At 67.2% G+C, this 15,955-nt stretch carries 16 protein-coding genes; 7 read left to right on the top strand and 9 right to left on the bottom strand.

Annotation, left to right across the window (positions count from 1 at the left end; all coding sequences use genetic code 11):
- From GV832_RS06245 to GV832_RS06225, 5 genes are all read right to left on the bottom strand, one after another.
- Entirely contained in the window at window positions 1-981 is a 981-nt protein-coding gene (locus tag GV832_RS06245) for an ABC transporter ATP-binding protein (RefSeq protein ID WP_168773988.1), read from the bottom strand.
- Window positions 981-2,006, bottom strand: a complete 1,026-nt coding sequence (locus GV832_RS06240) for an ABC transporter ATP-binding protein (protein WP_168773987.1) — start codon at window positions 2,004-2,006, stop codon at window positions 981-983. Before GV832_RS06240 ends, GV832_RS06245 begins: the two co-directional genes overlap by 1 nt.
- Window positions 2,003-2,860 (bottom strand): carbohydrate ABC transporter permease, encoded by an 858-nt coding sequence (locus tag GV832_RS06235; protein ID WP_168773986.1) that lies wholly within the window; start codon window positions 2,858-2,860, stop codon window positions 2,003-2,005. Before GV832_RS06235 ends, GV832_RS06240 begins: the two co-directional genes overlap by 4 nt.
- Window positions 2,857-3,705 (bottom strand): carbohydrate ABC transporter permease, encoded by an 849-nt coding sequence (locus tag GV832_RS06230; protein WP_168773985.1) that lies wholly within the window; start codon window positions 3,703-3,705, stop codon window positions 2,857-2,859. Before GV832_RS06230 ends, GV832_RS06235 begins: the two co-directional genes overlap by 4 nt.
- A 134-nt stretch (window positions 3,706-3,839) precedes the next feature.
- Window positions 3,840-5,429: an extracellular solute-binding protein gene (locus GV832_RS06225; RefSeq protein ID WP_168773984.1), complete on the bottom strand. Its 1,590-nt coding sequence runs from the start codon at window positions 5,427-5,429 to the stop codon at window positions 3,840-3,842.
- A gap of 325 nt (window positions 5,430-5,754) precedes the next feature.
- On the opposite strand from GV832_RS06225, the gene GV832_RS06220 reads away from it, so the two are divergent.
- Both GV832_RS06220 and GV832_RS06215 read left to right on the top strand, forming a co-directional pair.
- Window positions 5,755-6,741 carry a LacI family DNA-binding transcriptional regulator gene (locus tag GV832_RS06220; protein ID WP_168773983.1) on the top strand — a complete coding sequence of 329 codons (987 nt, stop codon included), beginning with the start codon at window positions 5,755-5,757 and terminating at the stop codon, window positions 6,739-6,741.
- A gap of 83 nt (window positions 6,742-6,824) precedes the next feature.
- Entirely contained in the window at window positions 6,825-7,841 is a 1,017-nt protein-coding gene (locus GV832_RS06215; RefSeq protein WP_168773982.1) for a DUF4432 family protein, read from the top strand.
- An 84-nt stretch (window positions 7,842-7,925) separates the two neighbouring features.
- Here the strand turns inward: GV832_RS06215 and GV832_RS06210 are convergent, their stop codons facing one another.
- Together GV832_RS06210 and GV832_RS06205 are read right to left on the bottom strand one after the other, a co-directional pair.
- Complete coding sequence (locus tag GV832_RS06210) at window positions 7,926-8,870, bottom strand: SIS domain-containing protein (RefSeq protein ID WP_168773981.1); 945 nt, start codon at window positions 8,868-8,870, stop codon at window positions 7,926-7,928.
- Complete coding sequence (locus tag GV832_RS06205) at window positions 8,867-9,637, bottom strand: DeoR/GlpR family DNA-binding transcription regulator (RefSeq protein WP_168773980.1); 771 nt, start codon at window positions 9,635-9,637, stop codon at window positions 8,867-8,869. Before GV832_RS06205 ends, GV832_RS06210 begins: the two co-directional genes overlap by 4 nt.
- 75 nt (window positions 9,638-9,712) lie before the next feature.
- Between GV832_RS06205 and GV832_RS06200 the strand changes: the two genes are divergently transcribed.
- Complete coding sequence (locus GV832_RS06200; protein WP_168773979.1) at window positions 9,713-10,954, top strand: class II D-tagatose-bisphosphate aldolase, non-catalytic subunit; 1,242 nt, start codon at window positions 9,713-9,715, stop codon at window positions 10,952-10,954.
- A 34-nt stretch (window positions 10,955-10,988) separates the two neighbouring features.
- On the opposite strand, the gene GV832_RS06195 is transcribed toward GV832_RS06200, so the two are convergent.
- Window positions 10,989-12,797, bottom strand: coding sequence for an ABC transporter ATP-binding protein (locus tag GV832_RS06195; protein WP_354001931.1), 1,809 nt, complete (start codon window positions 12,795-12,797; stop codon window positions 10,989-10,991).
- Window positions 12,798-12,909: 112 nt separating this feature from the next.
- Between GV832_RS06195 and GV832_RS06190 the strand changes: the two genes are divergently transcribed.
- Window positions 12,910-13,143, top strand: coding sequence for an HP1242/YdcH family protein (locus tag GV832_RS06190; protein WP_168773978.1), 234 nt, complete (start codon window positions 12,910-12,912; stop codon window positions 13,141-13,143).
- Between the two features lie 157 nt (window positions 13,144-13,300).
- Complete coding sequence (locus GV832_RS06185; RefSeq protein ID WP_168773977.1) at window positions 13,301-13,507, top strand: cold-shock protein; 207 nt, start codon at window positions 13,301-13,303, stop codon at window positions 13,505-13,507.
- Window positions 13,508-13,567: 60 nt separating this feature from the next.
- On the opposite strand, the gene GV832_RS06180 is transcribed toward GV832_RS06185, so the two are convergent.
- Window positions 13,568-13,999: a hypothetical protein gene (locus GV832_RS06180; RefSeq protein WP_168773976.1), complete on the bottom strand. Its 432-nt coding sequence runs from the start codon at window positions 13,997-13,999 to the stop codon at window positions 13,568-13,570.
- 109 nt (window positions 14,000-14,108) lie between these two features.
- Between GV832_RS06180 and GV832_RS06175 the strand changes: the two genes are divergently transcribed.
- Window positions 14,109-14,990, top strand: a complete 882-nt coding sequence (locus tag GV832_RS06175) for an alpha/beta hydrolase fold domain-containing protein (protein ID WP_168773975.1) — start codon at window positions 14,109-14,111, stop codon at window positions 14,988-14,990.
- 1 nt (window position 14,991) lies between these two features.
- Window positions 14,992-15,738 carry a class II aldolase and adducin N-terminal domain-containing protein gene (locus tag GV832_RS06170; protein ID WP_168773974.1) on the top strand — a complete coding sequence of 249 codons (747 nt, stop codon included), beginning with the start codon at window positions 14,992-14,994 and terminating at the stop codon, window positions 15,736-15,738.
- Window positions 15,739-15,955: the final 217 nt, after the last annotated feature.

Raw genomic sequence — 15,955 nt, 5'->3', positions numbered from 1 at the left:
TCAGGCTCCTGTCTGGCGGTGGCCGTCTGCGGTGAAAGGATGGGTCTTGGTGGCGGAAAGCGTCGCGCGGGTGCCGGGGGAGACCTCCGGCTGACCGCGCAACAGCGCCCGAAAGGTCTCGGGGCCTTGGGCCAGGGTCAGGACGGTGTAACCGCCCAAGGGCTCCACCCCGGTGATCAGCGCGGCGCCTGTGTCAGATTGCGTCACGGTCAGGTCCTCGGGGCGGATGCCGACCTGACCCGGGCCAAAGGCGCCCGAGGTCGAGAGGTTCATCGGCGGAGAGCCCAGGAGCCGCGCCACATAGGGCGTCTGGGGGCGGTCATACAACTCCGAAGGCGTGCCGATCTGCACGATCCGGCCCTGGTCCAAAACGGCCATCTGGTCGGCGACCGACATGGCCTCTTCCTGGTCATGGGTGACATAGACCAGGGTCCGCCCGGCCTCGCGCTGGATGCGCTTCAACTCGACCCGCGCCTCTTCGCGCAGGCGCGCATCCAGGGCGGAGATCGGGTCGTCCATCAGATAGGCCGCCGGGTCCCGCACCAGGGCGCGGGCGATGGCCACCCGCTGACGCTCCCCGCCCGAAAGCTGGCCGGGGTGCTTGTGCAGGATATGGGTGATGTGCAGCTTCTCCGCGACCGAGGCGACACGGGGCGCAATCTGCGCCTCGGGCTGGCGGCGTTCGACCAGGGGAAAGCGGATGTTGTCGCGCGCGGTCATATGGGGGAAGAGCGCGAGGTTCTGGAAGACCATGGCCACATTGCGCTCGGCCACGCCAAGGGCGGGCTTGCCGTCGATCAGGATCTCGCCGCTGTCGGGGGTTTCCAGCCCCAGGATCAGCCGCAGGATCGTGGTCTTGCCCGAGAGCGGCGGCCCAAAGAGGCAGAAGAAGGCGTTGTCCTCGACCTTGAAGCTGGCATCGACCACGGCCTTCACAGTGCCGAAGCTCTTGCAGACATTGCGGAATTCGATGGAGGCCATCAGATGCGCCCCCCCTTGGCGTCAAAGAGGCAGGGTTTGCCGGGGGTGAAGCCCACGACGCCCGAGGGGATCTCGGTCCCCGCCGGGAAGACGGCCTTCACGGGGCCAAGGTGGACGATGCAGCGCGCGCCGATCCGTTCGACATGGGTGACAGGCAGTTTCAGCGGCGAGGCGGGGTCAAGCGTGACCTCTTCGGGGCGGAAGCCATAGGTCACCGGCCCCGAGGCCGGGCCCGGCAGGGGCGGCGTCAGACCGATGGGCCCGAGGTCCACCTGCACCGCACTGCCCGACTGCACCGCATGCCCCGGCAAGAGGTTCATCCCCGGAGCGCCCAGGAACCGCGCCACGAAAGTATTGGCCGGGCGGTTATAGACCTGAAGCGGGGTGCCCACCTGTTGCAACACGCCGTGATCCATGACGGCGATGCGGTCGGCCATGGTCATGGCCTCGAGCTGGTCATGGGTCACGTAAACCATGGTCTGCCGGAACTGGCGTTGCAGCGATTTCAGCTCGGTCCGCATCACGGCGCGGAAGGCGGCGTCGACGTTGGACAGGGGCTCGTCCAAAAGGAAGATCGCGGGCTCCATGATGGCCGAGCGCCCGATGGCCAGGCGTTGCAGGATATTGACCGAAAGGCCCTGCGACGGCCGGTCCAGGAGGTCGGTCAGGCCCAGAAGCTCGGCCATGGCAGCGGTGCGCGGCCCCGGGTCCACCCCGGCCATGCGCAGCCCGTAATCCAGGTTCTGCCGCACCGTCATATGGGTGAAGATCGCGTAGTTCTGGAAGACGAAGCCCACGCCCCTCCGCGCCATCGGGACGGCGCCCATGTCGCGGTCGCCGAACAGGATGCGCCCTCCCGTGGGCTTCTCCATCCCCGCGATCATGTTCATCGTGGTGGACTTCCCGCAGCCCGAGGGGCCAAGGAGCGCCAGGAACTCGCCATCCCGGATCTCCAGGTCCATGGGTTGCAGCGCGGTGAAGGGGCCGAAGCGTTTCGTCAGGCCTTGCAGATGGATGGCGGTCATCGGGCCATCCTCTTCATCGCGAATTGGGCGGCGATGGACAGCGAGACCAGGATGAAGAGCGCGAGCGCCGCGACATAGCCCCAGATCAGGTCATTGGTGGTGATCTTGTAGAAATAGACAGAGATGGTCTCGGTGGCGACGCCGGGGCCTCCGCCGGTCATGATGTAAAGCGTGTCGAAGATCTTGAAGGCCTCGATGGCGCGGATGGCCAAGGCGATGGTGATGATGACTTTCATGCGCGGCAGGGTGATGGTGCGGAACCTTTGCCAGGGGCTGGCGCCCAGCAGGGTGGCGGCGCGGAGTTGGTCTTGCGGCACGCCCACCAGGCCCGCCAGCAGGATCAGGAACATCAGGGGCGTCCATTGCCAGATGTCGGCGACCATGACGGCGACGAGGGCCAGCCAGGGGTCCGAGAGCCAGGCGATGGTGACCGGGCCGAAGACCGAGAGCAGGTCATTCACCGGCCCCCCGGACTGGAAGAGCATGAAGAACATGTAGCCCGCCACCGCAGGCACGACCATCATCGGCATGATCAGGATGGAATAGGCCAGCTTCTTGCCCGGGAAATCCTCGACGAACAAAAGCCCAAGCCCGAGGCCCAGGAGGAACTCCACCGGCACGCAGATCACCATGACCAGAAGCGTGCGGCCCAGGGCGGCCCAGAGGCGGCGGTCGCCGGGAATGTCGGTGTAATTGGCGAAGCTGTTCCAGAACTCCCATGCGCGAGGCCAGGGCGCGCCCGACAGGGGCGACCAGTCGGTCAGAGAGATGTAAAGCTGCATCAGCAGCGGGAAGACCGAGATGAAGAGGACCAGGACCTGGGCCGGAAGGGTAAGGCGGAGACCGAGTTTCATTGCTTCAGCGCTCCGAAGGTCAGGCCGCGGACCAGGTGCTTCTGGATCAGGACGCCCAGCACCACGGGGGGGACGGCGGCGATCAGGCCCAGGGCGGCTTTCGCCCCGTAAAGCTGACCGGTCATCGAAGAGGACAGCGAGGCCATGTAGACCGGGATCGTCACCCACTCCCGCGTGGTCAGCAAAAGCGCGATCAGGTAGTCCGACCAGTTCAGGATGAAGACGAAGAGCGATGCGGCGGCCAAGGGGGCGGCCATCATCGGCAGGGTGACGCGGGTGAAGACGCGCCACCGCGTGCAGCCCTCGACCAGGGCTGCCTCCTCGATTTCCTTGGGCATGTCGTCGAAGAAGGTCTTCATCAGCCAGAAGGCGAAGGGCAGGGTCACGATGCCATAGACCAGGGCCAGGCCGAACCAGGTGTCCATCAGGCCCAGGAAGGCCCACATCATCATGACCGGGATCATGACGGCCATGGGCGGGAAGAGCCGCAACTGGATCAGCGCGAGCGGCAGGTTGGCGCCGGACCCAAAGCGGCTCAGCCCATAGGCGGCGGCGGTCCCGCAGGTCATGGCGATCAGCGTGCCCACCGAGGCCGAGAGAAGCGAGGACAGGATCGGCTTGACCGCCGTCCGGTCCAGCGTGGCGATCAGGTCGGACCCGCCTTGGCCGAAGAGATAGCGGAAATTGTCCAGGGTCGGCGCGCGGGGGACCCAGGTCAGGGCCTCGCCCGCCGCCTGCCATTCCGAGGGCGGTTTGAAGGCCATCGACACCATCCACAGGATCGGGATCAGCGTCACGGCCAGGGCGGCCAGGATGGCCAGGGTGCGGAGGATCGCGCGGGTCATGTGTGTCCGGGGAAAGGGGGGGAGGACGGGGCCTCCCCCAGTCGAGGAGATGGATGCGACCCTGGCGCGTATGGGACCGCGCCAGGATCGGGGCCGAGATCAGGGCCCGGATGGGGGCCCGGATCGCGGGCGCCTTAGACCGGGTCGACCAGGGTGGGCCAGCCGGCGCGGTTGGCCTTGATCGCCTCGATGACCTTCTCTTCCCCCGTGCGGCGGGTGATCTTGGCCCATTCGGTTTCCACATCCGCCATGGCCTGTTCCGGGGCCTTGGCGCCCGTGAGCGCCGCCATCAGGTTCTCGTCCAGGGCGTTGTGATAGGCGGTCGCGCCCGCGTAGTTGATCGTGGGGACCGTGCGGGCCACCGTCTCGCGAACCACGTCCATGTGGTAGGCGTGGTAGGTCTGGCGGACCAGCGGGTCCTTGAAGTCCGAGAGCCGGAAGGGGTCGAAATAGCCGCCCGGGTTGGCCGTCATCCAGGCATAGATCCGCGCCGAGCCCAGCCATTGCAGCAAGAGGTAAGCCGCCTCCGGGTTCTTCGACTGGCTGGAGACCATGCCGGTCAGCGAGAACCACAGGACCGAGCGGCGGATGAGGCCGCCGCCGACCTCGCGCCCCGGGGGCAGCATGGAGCCGACCTTGCCGGTGACGACGCTGCCGGTGTTGCCCGCATTGTCCAGGAACTTCGGCAGGTTCGAGAAGGCGCAGGTCATCGCCGTATTGCCCTGGCCGAAGGAGCCATATTGCTCCGGCCAGCCCCAGGAGATCGCATCCGGCGAATGGACCGCCAGCGAGGCCACGTATTCCTTGGTCGCCGCAATCCCGGCCTCGGAGTTGATGAGCGGCGTCCCGTCCTCGGCAAAGAGGAACTGGTTCGGATTGCCCATCGAGGTGAAACGCTGCACCCAGTTGGTATAGCCCCAGCCCTGGTTGCGCAGGTCGGAACAGCCGATCATGCCCTTGTCGGGCCGGGTGAAGAAGGCCGCGACCTCGTCGAGCTCGGCCCAGGTCTTGGGCACGGCCAGGTCGCGGCCGGTCTTGGCCTTGAAGTCGGCCTGCTCTTTCGCATCGCCGAAGAGGTCGGTGCGGTAGACCCAGGTCTGGAAGTCGCCGTCCAGCGAAACGCCATAGGTCGCGCCGCGATACTGGTTCAAGAGCGCCACGCCCTGGGCGCCACCGACATAGCCATTCTCGGCATCGTCCCACTCGGGCTTGTAGGCCGCGACATAGTCGTCGAGTTTCGCGATACCGCCGGACTCGGCGAGGTCGCCCAGCCGGTTCCAGTCGGTCGAATAGATGTCGAAGCCGCCCGCAGAGGTGGAAATATCCTGCATCGTCTTGGTGAATTCCTGCCCGTTCGGCAGGCCCACGATCTCGAGCGTGATGCCGGTTTCGCGCTCCCAAAGCTCCTTGATCGAGGGGGCGCCGGCGGGGAAGGGCTGGGTCAACTGGCCGATCGAGCCATCCGAGAGGCCGACGACGATCTTGTCGACGCCCTTGGCCTTGAGCGCGCGGGCGCCCTCGATGGCGCGGCCCTCGGGCGTGTCGGGGCCGTATTGATAGGTCTCGGCGCCGTCAAAGCCCGTGGGGCCACCGATCATGCCGGGGGCGAGCTCTGCCGCCCAGGCTTGGCCGATGAAGCGAGGGGCAAAGAGCGCGCCGGCGCCCAGAAGTCCTGCCTTGGCGCTGGCCTTGATCAGGCCGCGCCGGGTCATGCGATGGATCATTGGTTCCTCCCAAAGGCTTTCTCCCGAAGCCTGTGAGGAGGGTTTATGCGGGAGGCCCAAGGCATGAGTCAATCATTTTCGTCACTCTTTAACATCAAAAAGATGATTGCATTGGCATGAATTGGCGTCACTATGAAGGGATTCCGCTGATTCTTCGCAGCTCCAACACACCACGACGCAGAAATCGGCCGGAATCCAAGTGCTTGATCCAAGTCCAGACCACAGCGCCGAAGGGCAAAGATGGAAAAATAATCATTTTGAGGTCACCCACACCGCCTGTTGAAAACCCTGCGCCTTGGCCCTACCTCAGGGCAGAGGAGACACGATGCGCGCCACCCTGACCGACATTTCCCGCGAAGCCGGGGTCTCGCCTGCAACCGTGGACCGGGTTCTGAACGAACGCCCTGGCGTCAAGGAACATACCCGCGCCCATGTCCTGGCCGTGGCCCGGCGGCTGGGCTATATCGACCGCGCCACTCCGACGCTGCGCCTGGCCTTCCTTCTGCCGCAGGGCACCAATACCTTCATCCAGATGCTGCGCGCCCAGATCGAGGCCCAGGCCCCGGAAGGCGTCGCGACGCGGGTCGAGACCTTTGAGGGCTTCGATCCCTCTGCCCTTGCCGCCCGGATTGCGGGGCTCAGGGGCACGGTCGATGGGCTGGGGGTGATTGCGCTGGACCATCCCCTGGTGCGCGAGGCGATCCGGGGGCTTTGCGCCTCGGGGGTCAAGGTGGTGACGCTGTGTTCCGACATCCAAAGCACCCCGCGCATCGCCTATATCGGCACCGACAATGCCCAGGCCGGGCGGCTGGCGGGCCATGTCCTGGGGCGCTTCCTGGGCGGTCAGGGCAAGGTGGCGCTGATGGCGGGGTCCTTGTCCTACCGCGGCCACCAGGAGCGCGAGATGGGCTTCCGCCAGGTGCTGCACGAGGATTTCCCCGAGCTTCAGGTGGTCGAGCTGCGCGAAATGCTGGACGACCGCGAGAAGGCCCGCGCCGAGACCCTGGCCCTGATCGACCGCCACCCCGACCTTGCCGCGATCTACAACGTGGGCGCGGGCAGCTACGGCATCGGCCAGGCGCTGAAGGACCGGAGGCTGGCGGGCAAGATCGTGCTCATCGGCCATGAGGCGACTCCGGGCAACAAGGCGATGCTCCTCGATGGCACGATGGATGCCGTGATCGACCAGAACCCAAGGGTCGAGGCGCGCGAGGCGCTGGCCTGCCTGACCGCCGCCCTGCGCGGCGAGGCCTATACGCCGATCCCGCCCCGCCAGCACATCATCTTCCGCGAGAATATCCCGGAGGACTAGACGCCAAGGATTGGGCGCCGAGAGGGCGCCACAGACTGGACCCGAAAGCCTGCCCCGCGACACCAAACCTGACGAGGCCCGCCTTGACGACGCTCCCGCTTTATCCCGACCTCTTCACCGACCGCCTCCTGGCCCGCAACGGCGCCATTGTGGTGAGGGCCTTCACCTATCCCACCGGGGTGCAGGCGCTGGAGATCGAGAACGGCGCAGGGCGGGTCATCCTCCTGCCGTTCCAGGGTCAGCAGGTCTGGGACGCGACCTTTCAGGGCCGCAGGCTGACGATGGAGACGGGGTTCACGGCCCCCGTGGCGACCCGCGATTACCTGCGCACCTATGGCGGCTTCTTCCTGCATTGCGGCGGGACCTCTTTGGGAAATCCGGGGCCGGGCGACGATCACCCGTTGCATGGGGAGCTCCCGAACATCCCCTATGCCCGCGCCGAGCTGCATTTCGGCCAGGACCAGGTCGGCCGCTATGTGGAGCTGTCGGGCGAGGCCCTGGACCGCGTCGCCTTCGGGCATGCCTTTGCCTTCCGGCCGAGGCTGCGGCTGCATGAGGGGGAGAGCCTGTTTCATGCAAGCCTCGAGGTCGAGAACATCGGCGGGGGCCGGATGCCCTTCTTCTACCTCGCCCATGTGAACTTCCGCCCCGTGCCGGGCGCGCGGCTGACCGATGCGCAAGAGGACGACCGGGCGATCCACCGCCGCCCGCCCAATGCCCATGACACGGCGGCGGCCCTGGCCTGGTATGCGCAGGTGGAAAAGGACCCGGGCTTTCACCGCATCGTCCCGGGCGCCGAGGCCGAGGTGCGCGACATGGTCCTCACCCTTGCGCCCAAGGCGGGGGCGGATGGCTGGACCGAGGCGCGGCAGGTCGATGGGAAGCACGCCGATGTCGTGGCCTGGAAGCCCGCAGACCTGCCCCACCTGGTGCGCTGGATGGCGCGGCATCCGGGGTTCCAGGCCATGGGTTTCGCGCTCCCAGCCACGGCGCGGCCCGACGGGCGAGCCCAGGCGATGCGGGATGGCCAGGTGGTGTGGCTGGAGCCGGGGCAGCGCTTCCGCACAGAGCTGCGGTTCGGATCGCAGGACTCGGTCTAAATCCGCGTAGCCCGGGGTATACCCCGGGTTTCCACCGCAGACCCGGGGTATACCCCGGGCTACGCAGCGCCACCAAAGCCCTGTTCAGACCAGCGTCACGACCTTGGTCAGGTGGCGGGGCTGCGACGTGTCGAGACCCTTCAACAGCGCCACCTTCTCGCCCAGGAGCTGCAGCGCGGGCAGAACCTCGACCGCCCGCGCGGGCCCCTTGGAGGCCAGGGCCACCGACAGATCCCCCGGGCCCCCAAAACCGATGACCTTGGCCCCCTTGGCGCGGACATCGGCGACCACCTTGGCCTCTTCCTCCGCCGTTTCCGCCGAATAGAGCATCACGACCAGCGAGCCCTCGTCGATCAGCGAAATCGGCCCGTGGCGGTATTCCAGCGGGTGGAACGCCTGGGAGAGGCTGATCGACATCTCCATCAGCTTGAGGCCCCCCTCATTGGCCGCGCCATACATCGCCCCGGCGCCGAGGTAGACGAAATGCCCCTTGCCGCGCAGGAGGTCATCGGCCCCCTCGACCGCCGCCATCGCCGCCGCAGCCTCTGCCGCCCGCGCAGGCGTCACCCCCGCCAGCCGCAGGCCCGCGATCAGCATCAGGCTGGCCGAGACCGACATGACGATCCCCTCTTCCTTGTGTGTCGGCAGGTAGATCGCCCGATCCGCCGCTTGAAGGATGGTCGAGCCCTCTTCGCAGGAAATCGCCAGGGTCGGCAGGCCCGCCGCACGCGAGGCCTCGATGGCCTGCACCGTCTCGGTCGTCGTCCCCGACCGCGAGAGGCCGATCACCAGGGTATCGCTGCGGTCGGCGAGGTAAGTCCCCATCCGCCGCGCCCATTCGGCGCCCGGCACCGGGATCGCCCGCCGCCCGCCCTCGTTGAAGGCCGCCGCGATGGATTGGGCGAGGTAGAAGGAGGTCCCGCAGCCGACCACGACGACGGTCCTTTGCGTGATCTGCGGCAGGGGAGCACTCGCCGCGCCCTGCCAGAAGGCGAATTGTTCGCGGATGACTTTTTCGGTGACATTCATGACGGGCTCCGGGTCTGGATGAGGGCTGCGCCAGCGGCTTGGATCGCGGCGGCGGTGTCGGGGGGAAGCTCTGTGGTGATGACGCGATGCACGGCGGCGAGGGGCGCGAAGCCATAGGTCAGACGGGGGCCGAACTTCGACGGATCGGCCAGAAGGGTGGCTTGGGCGGCGCGCGAGATCATGCGGGCGTTCAGCCGCGCCTCGGACTCGTCCGCCGAGGTCAGGGTCAGGTCGGGCGCCACCGATCCGCAGCCGAGGAAGAGGTGCTGCACCCAGAGGCTCTCCAGCATCGCCTCGGCCAAAGGTCCCGTGATCGAGGCGTTTTCGGGCCGGTAGGCGCCGCCGAGGAGCGTGACCTTGACCCCTTCGGCCTCGGCGAGCGTCTGCGCGATGGGCAGGCAATTGGTGAAGACTGACAGGGCCAGGGGTTCGGCCCGGATGCGGCGGGCGAGTTGCAGGACGGTGGTCCCAGCATCGAGGAAGACCGTGGCCCCGGGGGTCAGGAGGGCATGGGCAGCGGCGGCGATGGCGCGCTTTTCCGGCAGGGCGAGGGCTTCGCGCGCCTCGAAGGCGGCCTCGCGGAGGTGACTCTCGGCGAGCGAGGCCCCCCCGTGGTCGCGGATCACCAGGCCCTGACGCTCCATCTCGGTCAGGTCGCGGCGCAGCGTGGGCAAAGAGGCCCCGGTCGCCTGCGACAGGGCCGCCAGCGAAGAGGGGCCGTGTTCGTGCAGATACCGGCGGATCAGGGCGGCGCGTTCAGATTTCATATCCGTGGTTTTCACTGTGAAACGAAGCTTGTCAATCGCAATCTTGATCGTTACTGATCGAAACAGGAGGTTCCCATGACTCATCCCGCTTTGCTCGACCTGGCCCAGGGGCGTTATCGCCGTGGCATCCCCTCGATCTGTTCGGCCCATCCGCGTGTCATCGCTGCGGCTCTGCGGCTGGGGCGCGGGGGGCCGGTCCTGATCGAGGCGACCTGCAACCAGGTCAACCAGGAGGGCGGCTATACCGGCATGACCCCGACCGACTTCCGGCGCTTTGTCGAAGGGATCGCGGCGGTCGAGGGCTTTGACACGGCCGACCTGATCCTCGGGGGCGATCACCTCGGGCCGAACCCGTGGAAGCATCTGTCCGCCGAGGCCGCCATGGCACGCGCCGAGGCCATGGTCGCGGCCTATGCGGCGGCGGGGTTCACCAAGATCCACCTCGATTGCTCGATGGGTTGCGCGGGCGAGCCCGAGGCGCTGCCCGATGAGGTCACGGCGACCCGCGCCGCAAGGCTTGCCAAGGTGGCCGAGGCACATGGGGCTGCCGCCTATGTGATCGGCACCGAAGTCCCGATCCCCGGCGGCGCGCTGCATCATGTCGATACCCTGGCCGTGACCGACCCCAAGGCCGCGGCGCAGACGGTGGAGGATCACCGCGCGGCCTTTGCAAAGGCGGGGCTGGCCTCGGCCTTCGACCGCGTCATCGGACTGGTCGTCCAGCCGGGGGTGGAGTTCGGCAATTCCAACGTCATCCCCTATGCGCCCGACAAGGCGCGGGCGCTGTCGGAAAGCCTGAAGGCCCTGCCCGGCCTGGTCTTCGAAGCCCATTCGACGGATTACCAGTCGGAAGAGGCCCTGCGCGCCCTGGTCACCGACGGTTTCGCGATATTGAAGGTCGGCCCCTGGCTGACCTTTGCCCTGCGGGAGGCGCTTTATGGCCTCGACCTGATCGCGGCAGAGCTCGACGGCCAGCCCCCCAGGGTCCAGGCGGCGATGGAGGCCCTGATGCTCTCCGATCCGAAGCATTGGGCGAAATACTACCCCGGCTCGGCCCAGGAGCAGCGGCTGATGCGGCATTACTCCTACTCGGACCGCATCCGCTATTACTGGACGCAAGCCCCTGCGGCCCAGGCGGCGGAGGCGGTGCTACAGCGGCTGGGCGAGCGTATCATCCCCGAGACCCTGGTCAGCCAGCACCTCGGCGCGGTCTGGGCCGAGGGGCTTTGCGCACCGACGGCCTCGGGGCTTTTGGATGCGGCGGTCGGGCGGGTGGTGGCGCTGTACAACCGGGCGGCACAGGGGGCGGTGGGTTGACACCCACCCTACGCCAGGCCGGGTAGGGTGGGTGTCAACCCACCGCTTCCCCCGCAGCCCCATCATGCAGCGCGCGGAACTTGCCGCCCCGGGCCATGAGGTCGTCGAACGTCCCCTCCTCGACCACGCGCCCGGCCTCGAGGAAGCAAATCCGGTCGGCATGCTGGATCGTCGTCAGGCGATGCGCCACGACGATGGTCGTCCGGCCCTGGGACAGCGCCGCCAGCCCATCCCGCACCCCACGTTCCGAGATATTGTCCAGGGCACTGGTCGCCTCGTCCAGGACCAGGATCGGCGCGTTCTTCAAGACCGCCCGGGCAATCGCGATCCGCTGCTTTTGCCCGCCCGACAGGAAGGCGCCGTTCTCGCCCACCGGGGTCTCATAGCCCTGGGGCAGGGCCGCGATGAAGTCATGGGCCTGGGCGACCCTTGCCGCCGCCTCGACCTCGGCATCACTGGCATCGCGGCGACCGAGCCGGATGTTTTCGCGCAAGGTGTCGGAGAAGAGGAAGGTCTCTTGCCCCACATAGGCAATCGCCGCCCGCAAGGAGCCCATCTGCGCCTGCCGCAGGTCCAGCCCGTTGATCCGCACCGCGCCCGAGGTCGGGTCTTGCAGCCGCAGAACCAGGTTCAACAGCGTCGATTTCCCCGAGCCCGAGGGGCCCACGAAGGCCGTCGTCTGCCCCGCCGCGCAGGTCAGGGTCAGGGGATGGACGGCGACCTTCTCGCCATAGGCAAAGCCCGCGCCGTCGAAAGCGACCTCCAGCGGCGCCCCAGGCAAAGCCTGCGCGTCCGGCGCCTCGGCCAGGCCCAGGGGGCGGTCCATCAGGTCGAAGATCAGGTTGACGCCGACCATATTGGCCTCGATCGCCACCCTTGTCTGTGACAGCCGCCGCGCCGGGTCATAGGCCATCAGCAGCGCCGTCACGAAGGACATGAGCTGCCCGGGCGAGGTCGCCTCTCCACCGATCAGAGCCGTGGTCGAGATCACCAGGATCCCCGCGATGGCGAAGCCCGCCAGCACGTCCAGCATCGGCACGGTCAAGGAGGCCACGCGGGTGCGGGCGTTCTGCCGCGCCTCGGTCTGGCGGACGGCCTGGTCCATGCGGGCGGACATCAGGTCCTCCAGCGCGAAGGCCTTGATGATGCGGATGCCGGCCGCGCTTTCCTGAAGCACGCGGTAGACATCGGCGATGGAGGAGAGCTCCTGCCCCGCCAGCCGCCGCACCCCCGCCAGGACCAGCCGCAGCCCGATGGCCGCCAGGGGGCCGATCACCAGGAACATCAGGGACAGGGTCGCATGCTGCCAGACCATGACGGCGGCGAGGCCCACGAAGGTCAGAAGGTCGCGGATCAGCCCCACGGCCAGGGCGTCGATCATCGCCCGGGCCGAGGTCGCGCCCTGGGTCAGCCGCATCAGGATCTCGGAGCTTTCGGTGCCGCTGAAGAAGGCGTGGTCCTGGCCCATCAGCCGGGAGAAGATGCGCGACTGGATCCCCGCCACGACGCGGTTGCCCGCCTTGGCCAGAAGCACGGCCTGCAGGTAGGAAAACACCCCGCGACAGAGGAAGATCAGCGCGATGGCCCCGGCGACGGTCCAGACCTGCGCACGGTCCGAGGGCGTGGCGATGGCGTCGAAGAAGGCCTGCATGATCCAGGCCGAGGCGGCGGTGGCGGCTGCGACCCCCGCCATGGCCAGGCCCGCGAAGACATAGGTCCACTTCTGCTGCGGCACGTTCTGCGCGATGACGCGGCCCAGGGTGGACCTCACCTGGGCGCTGCCCAGAAGACGCGCGAAGGGGGCCAGGATCAGGGAGAGGATGCGGGGCACGTCGGGTTCCACCTTTTGCGGCAGGTCTAGCGCAACGGGGGGCAAAGCGCAAAGGGGGGGGCTTGATGCAGGTCAAGGCGGCGCAGGGCCCAAGGCGCGACAGTCCGGACGAAAGGAGACCAAGATGTCCAACACCCCCCACGAGCTGCACGACGAATTCCCCGCCAAGGCCGAGGCGATCCATGCCCTGCGCCAGAGTGACGAGCATTTCCGCAAGCTGGCCGACAGCTACCACGAGGTGAACCGCGCGCTTCACCGCGCGGAAACCCGGGTCGACACGATCTCGGAGGAGGAGGAAACCCGCCTGCGCAAGCAGCGACTGTCGCTGAAAGACCAGATTGCCAAGGCTTTGGCCTAAGGTTAACAGCGGGGGTCTTGATTTGGCCCCCGCATTCTTGCATATGAAGACTGCTACGTTGTCTTCGACCTGTCCGCCCCCGTCGGCCCGACTTTCGAAAAGCTGACTGAGCCGAGCCGCCGCATTCCGCGGGCGGGTTTTGACAGGAGTACTCACGATGGCCAAGGGCACCGTGAAATGGTTCAATGAAACCAAAGGCTACGGCTTCATCGCCCCCGAAGGCGGCAAGAAGGACGTGTTCGTCCACATCACCGCTCTGCAGCGCGCGGGTCTGACCTCGCTGAAGGACGGCCAGCCGGTCGTCTTCGACATCGAGTCGGGCCGCGATGGCCGCGAATCGGCGATCAATATCTCGCTGGCGTAAGCTCGCACGACATTTCGGGAAAAGGCGCGAGGCCCCTCGCGCCTTTTTTCATGCCCCCTGTCAGGCGCAGGCCACATCCAGCCGGTCGCGCAGGGCATGTTCGAACCCCACCTTCAGCGACACCGCCGACAGGGGCGCCCGCAGCTCGACGGGCTGGAACCGGTCCTCGGGGAAGCTCTGGCGCTGGAAAGCGCGCGAGATCAGGATGACGGGGATATGGCGCCGCGTCTCGGACAGGATGCGCAGCGCCCTGCGGGCGCCCTCGACGCCCTCGGCCTCGATCGTGTCGCAATCCATCACGAAAAGCCCGGCGTCCTGCGGGTCGTCCAGGATATCGGCCAGTGCGGTGTAAAGCTCGTCACGGGCCTGAACCTCGGCCCCCAGGGCCTCGAGCTTGCGGGCGATGGGGTCGGCCTCACCGGACAGCAGAAGCACACGGATACCGGCTCCGGACAGAAGACCGGGATGCGGGAAAGTGTGGATCAGTTGCATGGGCGCCTCCCTGCCAGCATGGCCTGTTTGATTCAATCTTGCGAAGAATCCGGGCGGAAGTGGGGCAAGGGGCTGGCGCGATGGCGGCGGCCTGGGGCAGACTGCGGGCATGGATTACGCGAAACTCATCGACGCCGAGACCTGGGCCTTCATCCGCGCCACCGATGCCGCCTATCCGCCTGATGCGGTGGACCTGGACATCGCGGGCCAGCGGCGGGTCTATGACGCCATGTGCGCGGTCTTCCACCGCGATTACCCGCAGCGGCCACTCGATCATGTGATCGCGGGCGTGAGGGTGCGGGATTTCGCGGGCGCCGCGCCGGCCGTGGTCTATCTGCACGGCGGCGGCTTCGTGGTGGGGGGCCTCGACAGCCACGACGACATCTGCGCCGAGATCAACGCGGCCACGGGGCTGCGGGTGGTTCTGGTCGACTATCGCCTGTCACCGGAGAACCGCCACCCCGCCGCGCTTGACGACTGCCTGGCGGTCGTGCGCAGCCTGGGCGATGTGGTCCTGGCGGGCGACAGCGCGGGCGGCAACCTTTGTGCCGCCGTGGCAGCCCAGGTTGCCGTGAAGGGCCAGGTCCTGATCTATCCGGGCCTGGGCGGAGACCATGACAAGGGCAGCTACCTCTCCCATGCAAATGCGCCGATGCTGACCCGGGCCGATGTGCTGTTTTACGCGGGCATCCGGCATGGCGGCGAAGTGCCCGCGCCTGACCCTTCGGTCTCTCCGCTGCTTGGGCCCTTCGAGGGCCTGCCGCCGACCGTGGCCTTCGGTGCCGAATGTGATCCGCTCTGCGACGATGCCGAGGCCTATGCGGCGGCGGTGAGGGCGGCGGGGGGAAGGGCGGTCAGTTTCACCGAAAAGGGCCTGGTGCATGGCTATCTGCGCGCGCGCCACTCTGTGACCCGCGCGCGCGACAGTTTCGAACGGATCAAGGCGGCGATTGCCGCGCTGGCTGAGGGCCACTGGCCCTATGGGGGATAAGATGAACGAGCGGGCGAATATCACCAACTGGGCCGAGCGCGTGGACCTGGCCGCCGCCTTCCGCTGGACCGTGAAGCTGAACCTGCACGAGGCGGTGGCGAACCACTTCAGTTTGGCCGTGAACGACAGCGGCTCGCGCTTCCTGATCAACCCCAACGGGCGGCATTTCGGGCGGATCACGGCGAGTTCCCTGGTGGAGATCGACGCCAACGACCCCGGCACGATGGAGCGCCCCGATGCCCCCGACCCCACCGCCTGGGGCCTGCATGGCTCGATCCACCGCGCTCTCCCCCATGCGCGCTGCGTGATGCATGTCCATTCGATCCATGCGACGGTCCTGGCCTCGCTGGCGGATAGCGTGCTGCCGCCGATCGACCAGAACTCCGCGATGTTCTTTGGCCGCCAGGTGGTGGACGGGTCTTACGGCGGCATGGCCTTCGAGGAAGAGGGCGCGCGTTGCGCCGCGATGCTCTCCGACCCCAAGGTCATCGCCATGGTGATGGGCAACCACGGCGTGCTGATCATCGGGAAGACGGTCGCCGAGACCTTCAACCGCCTCTACTACTTCGAACGCGCGGCGGAGACCTATATCAAGGCCCTGCAGACCGGCCGCCCCCTGCGGGTGCTGTCGGATGAGGTCGCCGAGAAGACGGCTCGGGAATGGGAAGCCTACCCGGGGTTTGCGGAGTTCCACTTGCGGGAGATCAAGGCGCTGTTGGACGAGGAGGGGGCGGGCTATGCGGGGTGAAGGGCGTTCACTTTATTGCCCTCTTTGGGCCAGAAGCAGCAATTGACGAAAGACAAAAAAATCGTCGAAGCAGTCTCCAGCTGCCCCCTTGGGTCAGGACCCATTGATCACGCTCTAAGACCGTGATTCACGGTCGGCCAGGAGACCTGATTTATGAGCAACTTGTTCTGGCTGACCGAAGCCCAGATGGACCGGCTTCGGCCCTTCTTTCCCAAGA

Origin of the sequence: Stagnihabitans tardus, from assembly GCF_009925085.1 — a bacterium.
Taxonomy (GTDB): Bacteria; Pseudomonadota; Alphaproteobacteria; order Rhodobacterales; family Rhodobacteraceae; genus Stagnihabitans; species Stagnihabitans tardus.
This window is presented reverse-complemented; position numbering and strand designations above follow the sequence as displayed.